Source organism: Enterococcus sp. (assembly GCF_032555305.1).
In the GTDB taxonomy this organism is placed as follows: Bacteria; Bacillota; Bacilli; order Lactobacillales; family Enterococcaceae; genus Enterococcus_A.
Window position 1 is genome coordinate 1 of sequence record NZ_JAWGOQ010000043.1, and the last position, 13,066, is coordinate 13,066.

9 protein-coding genes are annotated in these 13,066 nt (G+C 41.4%); all 9 read right to left on the bottom strand.

The annotated features are described in order from the left end of the window. Positions 1-292: 292 nt before the first annotated feature. The 9 genes from E6139_RS21195 to E6139_RS21235 all read right to left on the bottom strand — a co-directional run bounded on the left by E6139_RS21195 (position 293) and on the right by E6139_RS21235 (position 13,034). The gene (locus E6139_RS21195) at positions 293-2,374 is read right to left on the bottom strand and encodes a sodium:proton antiporter (protein ID WP_316405535.1); all 2,082 of its coding nucleotides are present in this window, start codon (positions 2,372-2,374) and stop codon (positions 293-295) included. 4 nt (positions 2,375-2,378) lie between these two features. Then, a complete protein-coding gene (locus tag E6139_RS21200) occupies positions 2,379-2,669 on the bottom strand; it encodes a hypothetical protein (RefSeq protein ID WP_316405536.1) in 291 nt (96 codons plus the stop codon). A 123-nt stretch (positions 2,670-2,792) separates the two neighbouring features. Then, positions 2,793-3,140: a 30S ribosome-binding factor RbfA gene (rbfA, locus tag E6139_RS21205; protein WP_316405537.1), complete on the bottom strand. Its 348-nt coding sequence runs from the start codon at positions 3,138-3,140 to the stop codon at positions 2,793-2,795. Positions 3,141-3,221: 81 nt separating this feature from the next. Then, a complete protein-coding gene (infB, locus tag E6139_RS21210) occupies positions 3,222-5,990 on the bottom strand; it encodes a translation initiation factor IF-2 (protein WP_316405538.1) in 2,769 nt (922 codons plus the stop codon). Positions 5,991-6,002: 12 nt separating this feature from the next. Continuing rightward, on the bottom strand, positions 6,003-6,305 hold the full coding sequence (locus tag E6139_RS21215) for a L7Ae/L30e/S12e/Gadd45 family ribosomal protein (RefSeq protein WP_316405539.1): 303 nt from the start codon (positions 6,303-6,305) through the stop codon (positions 6,003-6,005). Continuing rightward, positions 6,298-6,594, bottom strand: coding sequence for an RNase P modulator RnpM (gene rnpM, locus E6139_RS21220; RefSeq protein WP_316405540.1), 297 nt, complete (start codon positions 6,592-6,594; stop codon positions 6,298-6,300). Before rnpM ends, E6139_RS21215 begins: the two co-directional genes overlap by 8 nt. A 19-nt stretch (positions 6,595-6,613) precedes the next feature. Beyond that, positions 6,614-7,831: a transcription termination factor NusA gene (gene nusA / locus E6139_RS21225; protein WP_316405541.1), complete on the bottom strand. Its 1,218-nt coding sequence runs from the start codon at positions 7,829-7,831 to the stop codon at positions 6,614-6,616. 219 nt (positions 7,832-8,050) lie between these two features. Continuing rightward, complete coding sequence (rimP, locus tag E6139_RS21230) at positions 8,051-8,524, bottom strand: ribosome maturation factor RimP (protein WP_316405542.1); 474 nt, start codon at positions 8,522-8,524, stop codon at positions 8,051-8,053. Positions 8,525-8,690: 166 nt separating this feature from the next. Beyond that, entirely contained in the window at positions 8,691-13,034 is a 4,344-nt protein-coding gene (locus E6139_RS21235; protein WP_316405543.1) for a PolC-type DNA polymerase III, read from the bottom strand. Positions 13,035-13,066: the final 32 nt, after the last annotated feature.

Consider the following 13,066-nt stretch of genomic DNA (forward strand, 5'->3'; position numbering starts at 1 on the left):
TTTGGTTTATTAATTTTTTACTTTCAATAAACTACTCCACCAGACAGTATTTCAAACTGGTATTTTAAAATCCTGCAAAAGCTATCAGATAAACACGTAGCAAGAGTCCAAATTGTTGTTTTATAGCCTATATGGCGCTTATTTTTTCGCCTTGACACCTTGGTTTAAACTTTTTGATAATTTAGGCAGAAGTCGCTCACACATCCTTTAATGGTTAGATTGTAGTCTGATAAAAAATGTTTGTCTTCCTTTAAATGCAAAAAAGAATCGCCATATTTCAATGACGATTCCTCTAATAATTCTTTTCTTTTGCCTTTTTCTTTTGCCGCTGCCGATTGATCACAAATGAAATACTTGGATCTGATGGTTGCTGTATGGCGTAAGATTCCAACTGATTCACCTGATGACGATAATTATTGGCGGCAAAACCAGAAATATCCTCACTTACTTCGTACTTATCAATAATTTTTCTTTCCAAGTAAAATCCGCGAATCAATTCTTTTGCATAAAGCGGGTCTTGCTGAATCAAATAGGTTCCAAATAATCCATGACCACTGACTTGATTCATCAAATTCTTTCGTTCATCCACAAAGAAATCGATCAAGTCTTCATCGTAAACATCCCGCAGGTTTTCCAAACTGTCCAGTATCGCCTCGCTATTGCGAATAAATATTTTTCTGAGTGAGGAAATATCTTCATTATCAACCGTCTCCTTGCGCTTTTGCCGACGCTCCCAAAACATTTTCGGATGTATAATGACACGGATGATCCGGCGGACAAAAATCAGCCAAAAACTTAATAATGATAGCATCTGCTTCGTCACAGATTCAGACACATTGGAAATGAAGCGCGAATATAAACGATAGGCGCCTGAGTCAATTTGATGTCTTCTGAAGCTTTCATCTAGTCCATCACGTTCAACGGAAATGATCAAAGCTTGGATTTCTTGAAATTCCTGCTGTGCGCTCTCCGGCATCGAATTATTGAAGACCATCTGGATTCGACTTTGATAATTCGCAATCACCGCAAGCAATGCAAAGCGTTCCTTCTCACTCAATTTCTTATTATCTAAATCATCATAAAGCTCACTGATGACCTCTCTCAAGATCAACATCAATTTCGGATCCGTTGGTGGGACAACTTCACCTTCCGATAGAAGCGGCAGTAGGATCATACCAATAATCAAGGTCAAGAAGGTCACAGAAGCCGTAATAAAAAGCAGTAAGGAGCGTTCTGGAAATTCCATTCCGTTGATTGTTGTAGGTAAAATAAAAATCGTGGCAATGCTGACCGTTCCTTTTACTCCACCAAACGTCAGCAATAATCGATCTCTTAGTTGCGCATGGCTTTTCTTCCAGCCTTTAGTCACAAAATAAAAACCACTTACGAACATAAAGCGTAGAACAAACAATAGCACTGTAAGCAGCAATACGATTCCTAACAAATGAATATTTGAATAATTGCGACTATTCCAAACAGGAGAAAAAACTTGCGACAGCTCGATCCCTAGAAAAATGAAAACCAAGGCGTTTAGCATGAAACTGATGGTACTCCAAGAGCTTTCAGTCACGTTAGACAACTGTGCCTCAAATAGATTCACACGACGAAATCCAGTAGCTTGCAGCACTCCTGTTACAACAGCCGCGATAATTCCAGAAGCATGGAACAATTCAGCAATAAAATAGGCTGCAAACGGTAAAATCAATTCTATCAGCAAATATGCTGAAACATCCTGAGCAGAGATTCGCTCAATGATTTTTATCACTTCATTTTTAAACCAAATAATCACTAAACCAACTAATACACCTACGATACTTGATTCAATCAAGGATATCGACGCATCAGCCGCCGAAAATTGACCAGTTAACAGGGCGGCTACCGCAAACTGAAAGGCGGTAACTCCTGTTGCGTCGTTAATCAGGCCTTCCCCTTCTAAAACGTGCATGACAGATTCAGGGATATTTAGACGCTTCGCCAGCGAACTGACCGCCACCGCATCTGTTGGTCCTAAAGAGGCCCCAAAAGCCAAACAAGCAGCGATCGGAATCGCTGGCAGAATACTATGCAAAACAAACCCTAAACCAAATAAGGTAAAGATTACACCGCCAAAGGCCAGCAGCAAAATCAACCCAAAATGCTTTAATATCGAGGGAATATCTGCTGTCTCGCCTTCGCGAAATAATAATGGTGCAATGATCATTACAAGAAAAACTTCTGGTTCAAAATGGATTGAAGTACCGACTTCGGTAAAACCAAGAATGATCCCAATAATAATCTGGATCATAAAAATGGGAAAAGATGGAAAAACTTTTGCTAAAACATTCGATAAGGTAATGGCAATGGCTAAAATGATAATGATCTCAATTAAGCCCATTCACTCACCTCTTGGCACAATTCTCTTTTGCTTTGAATAATAATTTTAAAAACTCTCTTTTCTTACTAATGATGCGGTCTTCTAGCTCTGATAATTCCTTTGACTCGCCATCTAGTGAAAGCTGAGCGCGTTTTGTTTCCATACGCAGCAGGTCATGCTTCATTCGCTCTAATTTACGAGAAGTTAACACATTGATTCTCTTAATTTTTTGTTTCACGGCTTTACGTTCTTCAGGGCTCAAATTTTCAAATTCTTTATGGAGAGCCTTCATCCGTTCTTCAAATTCCGTAGTCATTTTAGACTATGCCTCCTTGAAAAATATCCAGCAAAAGGATTAATTACAAACTGCATACACTTTAACAGGATTTGTTCAATAATGCAAAAAAGAACCCGAAAAATTTTTCAGGTTCTAACGAATTTATTCTTTATTTAAGTCCCGAATCATTTGATCAATCTTAGAACCATATTCAACTGATTCATCTAATTCAAAAAACAATTCCGGTGTCTTGTAGATCGATAAAGCATGTCCTAGTTCACGACGAACTAAACCACTTGCTTTATTCAATCCTTCCTGCGCCTTTTCTTTGTCTGAAGCTTTATCAGATAAGAGACTATAATAAATCGTCGCTTGCTGCAGGTCGCCAGTGACATGAACATCAGTAATGTTCACATTTTGGACCCGTGGATCACGAACTTTTTTTCGTAAGATGTCGTTGACTTCTTTCAAAATCTCTTGAGCGAGACGACGATCGCGATAATTTGGCATAACGATTGCCTCCTGTTCATCTTCATTCATTTTATTATCAATGACCCGCTGCATATTAGAAATACGCAGCGGAACTGATAGTTATTTTGGTTTAATTTCTTCCATAACGAATCCTTCGATGACATCATCTACTTTGATGTCGTTAAAGTTTTCGATCATCGCACCACATTCAAAGCCCATTTTGACTTCTTTCACATCATCTTTGAAGCGTTTCAAGCTGGCAAGCTTGCCTTCAAGGATGACGATGCCGTCACGGATAATCCGCACACCGCTGTCACGTTGAATCGAACCTTCAGTGACATAACAACCGGCGATCGTACCGACTTTAGAAACTTTGTATGTTTCACGAACGGTCATTTGACCAGTAATTTTTTCTTCGTACTCAGGATCAAGCAGACCTTTCATCGCTGTTTCGATTTCTTCGATGGCCTTGTAAATGATCCGGTGTAAACGAATATCTACTTCTTCAGCAGCTGCTTGTTGCTTCGCTTGTGGTGTTGGACGAACGTTAAATCCGATAATGATCGCATTACTTGCTGCGGCAAGAGTCACATCACTTTCGTTGATGGCACCTACAGCTGAATGGACGATCTTCACACGTACGCCTTCAACATCGATTTTATTCAATGATGCGGCTAATGCTTCAGCAGAACCTTGCACGTCCGCTTTGATGATGACATTAACTTCTTTCAATTCGCCTTCTTTAAGGGATTCGAACAAGTTGTCTAATGTCACACGAGCACTTGCACTGCGGTGTTCAAGCAACGCACGTTTGGCACGTTCTTCCCCAGCAGCCCGAGCTGTTTTTTCATCATCAAAGATTGCGAAACGATCGCCGGCCTGCGGCACATCATTCAATCCAGTGATTTCAACTGGCGTCGCTGGTCCAGCAGTCTTGTCGCGACGACCAATATCATTCGTCATTACACGAACACGACCGTACGTATTCCCAACTACGATTGGGTCACCGACTCTCATCGTACCTTGTTGAACTAGTAATGTCGCAACTGGTCCTTTACCTTTATCAAGACGGGCTTCGATAACTGTTCCGATTCCGTGCAGCGTTGGATCAGCTTTCAAGTCTTCCACTTCAGCGACTAAAAGAATCATTTCTAATAGTTCGTCGATGTTTTGATTGAACTTCGCAGAAATTTCTACAAAAATCGTATCGCCGCCCCATGCTTCAGGAATTAATTCATATTCACTCAATTCTTGCATAACATGTTGAGGGTTGGCACCTGGTTTATCAATTTTGTTTACTGCAACGATGATCGGAACTTTCGCTGCTTTCGCGTGGTTGATCGCTTCGATCGTTTGCGGCATCACACCATCATCTGCGGCCACGACTAAAATCGTGATATCAGTGATACTTGCCCCACGTGCACGCATGCTTGTGAAGGCCGCGTGTCCTGGTGTATCCAAGAATGTGATTGGCTTGCCATTGATATCGATTTGGTATGCACCGATATGCTGAGTAATTCCGCCTGCTTCACCGCTGGTTACGCGAGAATGACGCAAAGTATCTAGTAAAGTAGTTTTACCATGGTCAACGTGTCCCATGATTGTAACAACTGGCGGACGAGAAACTAAGTTTTCTTCGTTCACATCTTCTGCATCGAAGAAACGATCGATATCGGCAATATCAATGGTAACTTTCTCTTGCGGTTCGATACCGTAATCCGTTGCCAACAACTCAATTGTATCTTTATCCAATGGTTGGTTTTGGTTGACCATTACACCCATCATGAATAATTTTTTGATAATCTCTGCTGGTTCACGATAAATTTTCTTCGCGATATCTGCTACGTTCATACCTTCTGTATACTCTAATACTTCCGGCAACTCACGGAACTTGCGTGGTGGAACTGCAGGTTTATTGCTTTGTTGCTGTTTGCCTTTTTTGCCTTTTTTGTTGAATCTGTTTTTGTTGCGGTTTTGATTGCCGCCAAAACTATTATTACGGTTTTGGTTGCCATAATTATTTTTATTGCGGTTTTGTCCGCCGCCTTGATTTGAACCGCCTTGGTTCGAACGTTGACCCTGGCTTGAGCCGCTTTGATTTGTCCGAGGTCCTTGGTTCGCACTGCTTTGTGCTGGGCGTTGACCTTGGCTTTGATTTTGACGTTGCGCGTTATTTGGATTACTTTGCGCTGGACGTTGACCTTGGTTTTGGCGTTGTGTATTGTTTCCGCCGCCTTGTGCCGGACGTTGACCTTGGTTTTGGCGTTGCGCATTGTTTGCATTGCCTTGTGCCGGACGTTGGCCCTGATTTTGACGTTGTGCATTATTGGTACTGCCTTGCCCTGGACGTTGACCTTGGTTTTGGCGTTGTGCATTGTTTGCATTGCCTTGCGCTGGACGTTGACCTTGGTTTTGGCGTTGTGCATTGTTTGCATTGCCTTGTGCCGGACGTTGACCTTGGTTTTGGCGTTGCGCGTTGTTTGTATTTCCTTGCGCTGGACGTTGACCTTGGTTTTGGCGTTGTGCATTATTTGTGTTGCCTTGTGCTGGACGTTGTTGTCCTTGGTTTGAACGGTTTGCGTTCGTTGAGTTGTTCTGTCTATTATTTTGTGTCAAGTCTTTATTCCCTTTTCTATTCTGGAAATTAGGATTATTCCTAGAGCTCTTTCCATGGAATTTTGGTTTTTCGTGCTGGTTAGCTGATGGTTTTGCTTGAGTAGTTTGTTGCGGTTTGCTAGAAAAAGCCTGCTTCAATTTTGATTCATCATCTCCAGATAATGAACCCATATGATTTTTCACATCAATCCCTAAAGTCTGTGCCTTTTCCACGATATCCTTACTTGATTGATTCACTTCTTTGGCAAATTCGTATACTCTCTTATTTCCCATGCAATCACCTTCCTAACCTGTTATTAACGTCATAATTTTGTTGGCGAAGCCTTGATCTAATACCCCGATAACTTTTCGCGGTTTACCAATCGCTCCTAAAATCTCTCCTTGAGTAAATTCGACAAAACATGTCGTTTGATAGTATTTGCTTTTATCTGATACTTTTTTTTGAGTGTTTTCACTCGCATCAGTAGTGACAATCACGAGCTTCACGTTTTTCTTACGGATCTCATTAATCGTCATTTCTTCCCCTGTGATCAGTTTGCCTGCACGCATTGCAAGGCCTAACATGTTCAAGGCCTTCTGTTTATTCATTGCCGAAGAGCTCTTTTCTGGCTTTTTGGTGTTTCACATAATCAAGTAGTTCTTGATAAAACTCATCACTTAAATCAATGCCGAGCGTTCGATCCAAGATTCGCTTTTTCCACGCTTCTTCTACTTCAGCTGGCTCTAGCGCGACATAAGCGCCGCGTCCGGGTTTCTTCCCAGAAGGATCAATTGAAACTTCCCCTTCTTTTGACTTAGCGATACGAATCAATTCTTTTTTAGGGAGCATTTCACCGGAAACAACCGATTTACGCAAAGGAACTTTTCTTTTTTTCATTTGCTGTCCTCCTAATAAACTATTGGTCAGTCTGATCGGAAGCGATATTTTCTTCATCTTCAATCATATCATCAATAGTTACTTCTGCTTCTGATTCGATGTCCTCTACTTCAGTTTCAACTGCTTCCACTTCTGAATTGATTTCTTCAATTTCAGTTGCAATCTCTTCAATTTCTGATTCATCATAATTGGCATAAAACTCTTCCATATCAGACTCAGACTTGATATCGATCTTGTGCGCGGTTAACTTAGCTGCCAAACGTGCATTTTGTCCACGTTTACCGATGGCTAATGATAATTGATAATCTGGAACGACTACTGTACATACCTTTGGATTATCAATGTCGAAGATGACATCTTCAACTTGAGCTGGATTTAAAGAGTTCGCGATAAATACTGCTGGATCTTCATCCCACTCAACGATATCCATATTTTCGCCTTTTAGTTCATTTACGATTGCTTGAACACGTTGTCCTTTTGGTCCCACACATGTTCCGACTGGATCAATGTTCGGGTCGGTCGAACGAACGGCAACTTTCGCACGATCTCCAGCTTCGCGAGCGATGCTGACGATTTCAACAATTCCATCATAGACTTCAGGAATTTCTTGTTCAAATAAGCGGCGCAACAAATCTGGATGGCTGCGACTTACGAATACTTGCGGTCCTTTTGATGTATTTTCTACACGAGAAACATATACCTTGATCCGGTCATGTGGTTTGTAATGCTCATTTGGCATTTGGTCTTGTTTTGAAAGAACCGCTTCGATCTTACCTAAGTTGACATAGATATAACGATTATCTTGGCGTTCTACAATACCTTGCATGATGTCCTTTTCGTAAGCACTGTATTCGTTGTAGATGATGCTGCGTTCTGCTTCACGCACACGTTGCAAGATTACTTGCTTCGCTGTTTGTGCTGCAATTCGGCCGAAATCTTTTGGTGTAACTTCAAAACGGATCGTGTCGCCGATTTCATAGGCTGGGTTGATATCCATGGCATCCTTCAATGAAACTTCTAATTGTGAATCCATTACTTCTTCCGTTACTTCTTTTACGGCGTAAACATGGATGTCACCTTTTTTCTCGTTGAATTCCACTTCAACATTTTGTGATTGTCCGTAATGACGTTTATAAGCTGAGACTAAAGCCGCCTCCAACGCATCGATCACGATTTCTTTTGAAACACCTTTTTCTGCTTCGAGAGTATCCAACGCATTCAGCATTTCTTTACTCATTTCAACTTTCCTCCTACTAATATATCTATTCTTAAAATTCGCCATGCATAGTATTTAGTTATCTCACTAAATAAAGGCTAGCTCGTTAATAACGTATGAATTTTTCTAACGTAAAAATTCTAGAGAATCTCGTACGCATACCATTTTACTAATTTGCTAAAGCAAAAGTAAAACTGGCAAATCTATTTTTCAAAGAAAAATAGGTTTGATTTCCATTTATTAAAATTCGATTGCAAAACGCGCCTTGGCGATATTTTTGCGTTCAAAGACCATGTCTTTTGTCCGCGTTTTGATTTTAACTGTCAGAGTCAATTCATCCTCAGTCAATTCTTTCAAGAAGCCTTGGTATTGTTTTTCGCCATCAATATTTTGATAAAGCGAGATGTTGATATATTGTCCCATTGCTTTTTGGTAATCTTCTTCTTTTTTCAATGGACGTTCGGCTCCCGGTGAAGAAACCTCAAGGAAATACGCTTGCGGGATCGGATCTGGGTCGATCGAATCCAGCTTATCACTAAGCTTTTCGCTAACGAAGGCACACTCTTCAATGTCGATACCGCCCTCTTTATCAATAAATACTCTTAAAAACCAACTTTTTCCTTCTTTGACAAACTCAACCTCGACTAACTCAAAATTTTGTTCATCTAAGATCGGTGTTACTAAGTCAGTCACTGTTTCGACAACACTACTCAAACTGTCAGCCTCCTTAATTCCATTAAAAAGAGTGAGCGAAAAATCCGCTCACTCACCATCAGTCTATGATTACATTGTTATATTAGCACAATTCTATTGAAAATTCAACCGTGTCATTTTCATGATGGAATTTTCTTTCATTTTAAAGCTGAATTTATCTTTTTCTTTACATATCGAAGAGTGAAAGCTGGTTTTCATCAGGTAAATCTTTCAAAACACCATGAGTATCCATGTACTCGATCAATGTCTTAGAAACTTTCCCGCGAGAAGCCAAATCCTCTTTCGATAAGAAGATGCCGTCTTTGCGTGCTTCAACGATTTGTTTTGCCACGTTTAGACCAAGCCCAGGTACAGCACGGAATGGTGCAATCAACGTATCCCCATCAATCACGAAATCCTGCGCATCTGATTTATATAGGTCAATCATACCGAAATGAAAATCCCGTTCCAACATTTCATTACACAACTCTAAAACAGTCAATTGATTCTTTTCTTTCGTTGACGCGTCCATTCCTTTATCCGTGATAGCTTTCATAGCCGCTTTCACCGCATCTTTTCCTTTCGCCATCGCAACTAGATCAAAATCGTCAGCGCGGACAGAGAAGTAGGCACAGTAATAAAGAATCGGGAAATAAACTTTGAAATACGCTACCCGCAATGCCATCAACACATAGGCTGCCGCATGGGCTTTCGGGAACATGTACTTGATCTTCGAACATGAATCAATGTACCAGTCAGGCACATTGTTTTCCTTCATGGCGGTCAAATAGGTTTCACGTAGTTCATCATCAATTTTATTCCATTGTCCTTTACGTACGGTCTCCATGATCTTAAAAGCCATGCCGCTGTCAAGCCCGGCATGAATCAGATAAACCATAATATCATCCCGACAACCGATTACTTCGGCCAGATTGGCTTCGCCGCGACTGATTAATTCCTCAGCATTGCCCAGCCACACATCAGTACCGTGAGACAAACCGGAAATTTGCAGCAATTCGGCAAAAGTCGTTGGACTCGTTTCCTCCAACATCCCGCGAACGAATCGTGTACCGAACTCAGGGATTCCCAAGGTTCCAGTCTTGGAATAAATCTGATCAGGTTCCACTCCTAAAACTTGCGGACCAGCAAAAATTTTCATCACTTCTGGATCATCAGTTGGGATTGTTTTAGGATCGATACCCGATAGTTCTTGCAGCATCCGGATTACCGTCGGATCATCATGGCCAAGGATATCGAGTTTCAACACATTATCATGGATCGAATGGAAATCAAAATGGGTTGTTTTCCATTCAGAATTTTGGTCATCTGCCGGATATTGGATCGGCGTGAAATCATAAACATCCATATAATCAGGAATAACAATGATCCCCCCTGGATGCTGTCCAGTTGTTCGTTTAACCCCTGTCGCGCCTTTCGCTAAGCGATCAACTTCCGCATTACGGAAGTGTAGATTGTGATCACGCTCGTACCCTTTAACAAATCCATACGCTGTCTTGTCGGCTACTGTACCGATCGTTCCTGCCCGATAAACATACTCTTCACCGAATAATACTTTGGTATAGTTGTGGGCTTCGGCTTGATAATCTCCCGAAAAGTTCAAGTCAATATCGGGAACCTTATCTCCGTGGAAGCCTAAGAACGTTTCAAACGGGATATCATGACCGTCTTTATTCAGACGAGCGCCACATTTAGGGCAAGCCTTTTCCGGCATATCAAAACCTGAACCATAAGACCCATCCTCGAAGAATTCCGAGTATTGACATTCAGGACAATAGTAATGCGGCGGCAATGGATTTACTTCGGTAATCCCGGTCATTGTAGCCACAAAACTTGAACCTACAGACCCACGAGACCCCACGAGATACCCGTCTTCGTTACTCTTATGCACGAGCTTTTGTGAGATCAAATAGATTACAGAAAACCCATTCCCGATGATCGAATTCAATTCCTTTTCTAAGCGTTTTTCGATAATATCCGGTAATGGATCACCATACAATTCACGCGCGCGATTATAACTAAGATCTTTGATTTCTTCTTCCGAACCTGGAATTTTCGGAGTGTATAAATCGTCTTTGACCGGAATAATCTCTTCACAACTGTCAACAACGGCGTTCGGTCCGTCAACAACGATCTCCTTAGCAAGCTCAGGTCCTAAGAAACTGAACGCTTGCAGCATCTCATCTGTCGTACGGAAATGAACATCCGGCAAACTGTGACGGTTTAACGGGTTTGCACCACCCATAGAACTAATTAGAATCTTCCGATAGATGGCGTCTTCTTTGTTCAAGTAATGAACATTCCCTGTAGCAACGACCATTTTATTCAAATCTTTCCCGATCTGGATTAGATTGCGCAAAATGTCTTCCAAGTCTGATTCGTTCTTCACTAATTCTTGTTCGATCAATGGGGCATAGACCGCTTTAGGCATCACTTCGATGTAATCATAAAAAGCTGCACGATTTTTTGCTTCTTCGACACCCTTTTGCATCATCGCTTCAAAAATCTCGCCTTGAGAGCAAGCCGAGCCCACTAATAGATTTTCTCGTAACTTATTTAGTTGGGAGCGAGGAATCCGTGGTACTCTTTCAAAATAATCAATGTTAGACATTGATATCAATTTGAATAAATCTTTTAGACCAGCTTGGTTCTTGGCTAAGATTGTCACATGGAATGGACGCGCCCGTTTATATGAATCGCCTTCACCGACATGATCGTTTAACTGGTCATGGTAATTCATTCCATGCTTTTCGATCGCTTCCTTGACAAAAATCCAGCCTAAATGTCCAGTAGCCTCCGCATCATAAACAGCGCGGTGATGTTGTTCCAAATTAATACCGAATTTTTTCGTTAAGACACCTAAGCCAAAACGCTTATACTCCGGATAAAGAAAACGCGCCAATTCCAATGTATCGATGACTGGATTTTGTGTTTCCGGCATCCCATGACGCACATAGGTTGTATTGATAAAGCCAATATCGAAGGTTGCGTTATGGGCAACCAGAATCGTCCCTTCACAGAATTTTTCAAACAATTCCATGACTTCCTTTTCTGGTTTTGAGCCTCGAACCATTTCGTCAGTAATCCCGGTCAGATTGATTGTGGTTTCTGACAACGGATGACCTGGATCGATAAATTCTTCAAAGGTATCAATCACATTTCCTTTATGCATCTTAACCGCGGCTAACTCGATGATCGTGTCATAAACAGCAGACAATCCAGTAGTTTCCACGTCAAACACGACATAAGTAGCGTCAGTCAACGATTCATGAGCATCATTGTAAGCAATTGGTACCCCGTCGGATACAACATTTGCTTCTACCCCATAGAGAATCTTAACGCCGGCTTTCTTCCCTGCCGCATGAGCTTCCGGAAATGATTGCGCGCCGCCATGATCCGTGATCGCGATAGCTCTGTGTCCCCATTTTCCAGCCTGGGCAACTAGATCACTGGCACTATTAATCGCATCCATTGTACTCATGTTCGTGTGTAAATGTAATTCTGAACGTTTTTCCTTGGCTGTGTCTTGTCGCTCCGGATGCTTCACTTCTTGAATATCTTGAGCATTCATGACTAGATCCCGCATAAATGTATCCTCTTGGACACTTCCCCGAACACGAATCCAACTATTGTTTGAAATCGCGTCAAAGATTGCTTCGTCCTTTTCGCCATTAGAAAATTTCTTCACAACGAAAGATGATGTATAGTCAGTCATTTTTAAGATCAAAATTTTACGTTTTGAACGTAATTCTCGAACTTCCTTATCAAAAATAAATCCTTCGATCGTGATCCGTCGTTCTTCTTCAATGATGTTGCCCATTGGTGTAATGGCTTCGTCAGCCGGGATATTTCGTCCCATTTGAATCGGTCCATCAAAGTGAGCAGCATTTTCTTTCTGCTCTTTTTTCTTTGATTCATACTGAGCCAAGCTAGCTGCTGCCTGTTCTTGCATCGCTTGAGCTTGCGCTTCTTTCCGTACTTCAAATTCCTGCAGCTTCTTATCTGCCTGCTCTTTATCCACTTCTGGATCGACGCGCAAATGCGGGAAGCCATAAGAAACTAAGTTCTCTTCGATCAACGGCAAATATTGCTGTTTCAGAAATGGAATCACTGTTTCATTATCAATCAGCAAAACGATTCGTTTGCCTTGGATCACTGGCAACGGCTTGCTTAAAACCTGTTTGACCAGTGGCGTATCACAATCCTGTTCACTCAAGGCTAATTGCCAATAGTTTTGCAGAAGCTCCTCCTCAAACTGATTGTCCTCTGGAATAATATGTAATTTCACTTGCGCGATTGATTGAAACGCAATTTGCAACTTTTGATGAAACGCATAAAATAATTTCGCCGGTAAGATTTGCGGTGTTTGAATAAAAAATTCCCACACTCGGGATTTCTCGTGAACAACCACTTCCTTGATCTCTGATGCTTGGATCATAGGATGCTGCTGCTCTGTTTCGGCTAATTCAATTTGTCGTAATAAATTTTCAAATAGCTCGCGATTTTTAGACAAAATGACATCTCCTTCACTTTTTCAAGTATGTT

Bases quoted from the DNA above. Each gene is read 5' to 3' on its own strand.
- rnpM (WP_316405540.1), bottom strand. From the start codon at position 6,594: ATGAAAAAAAGAAAAGTTCCTTTGCGTAAATCGGTTGTTTCCGGTGAA.
- nusA (WP_316405541.1), bottom strand. From the start codon at position 7,831: ATGAGTAAAGAAATGCTGAATGCGTTGGATACTCTCGAAGCAGAAAAA.
- E6139_RS21200 (WP_316405536.1), bottom strand. From the start codon at position 2,669: ATGACTACGGAATTTGAAGAACGGATGAAGGCTCTCCATAAAGAATTT.
- rbfA (WP_316405537.1), bottom strand. From the start codon at position 3,140: ATGCCAAATTATCGCGATCGTCGTCTCGCTCAAGAGATTTTGAAAGAA.
- infB (WP_316405538.1), bottom strand. From the start codon at position 5,990: ATGGGAAATAAGAGAGTATACGAATTTGCCAAAGAAGTGAATCAATCA.
- E6139_RS21215 (WP_316405539.1), bottom strand. From the start codon at position 6,305: ATGAATAAACAGAAGGCCTTGAACATGTTAGGCCTTGCAATGCGTGCA.
- E6139_RS21195 (WP_316405535.1), bottom strand. From the start codon at position 2,374: ATGGGCTTAATTGAGATCATTATCATTTTAGCCATTGCCATTACCTTA.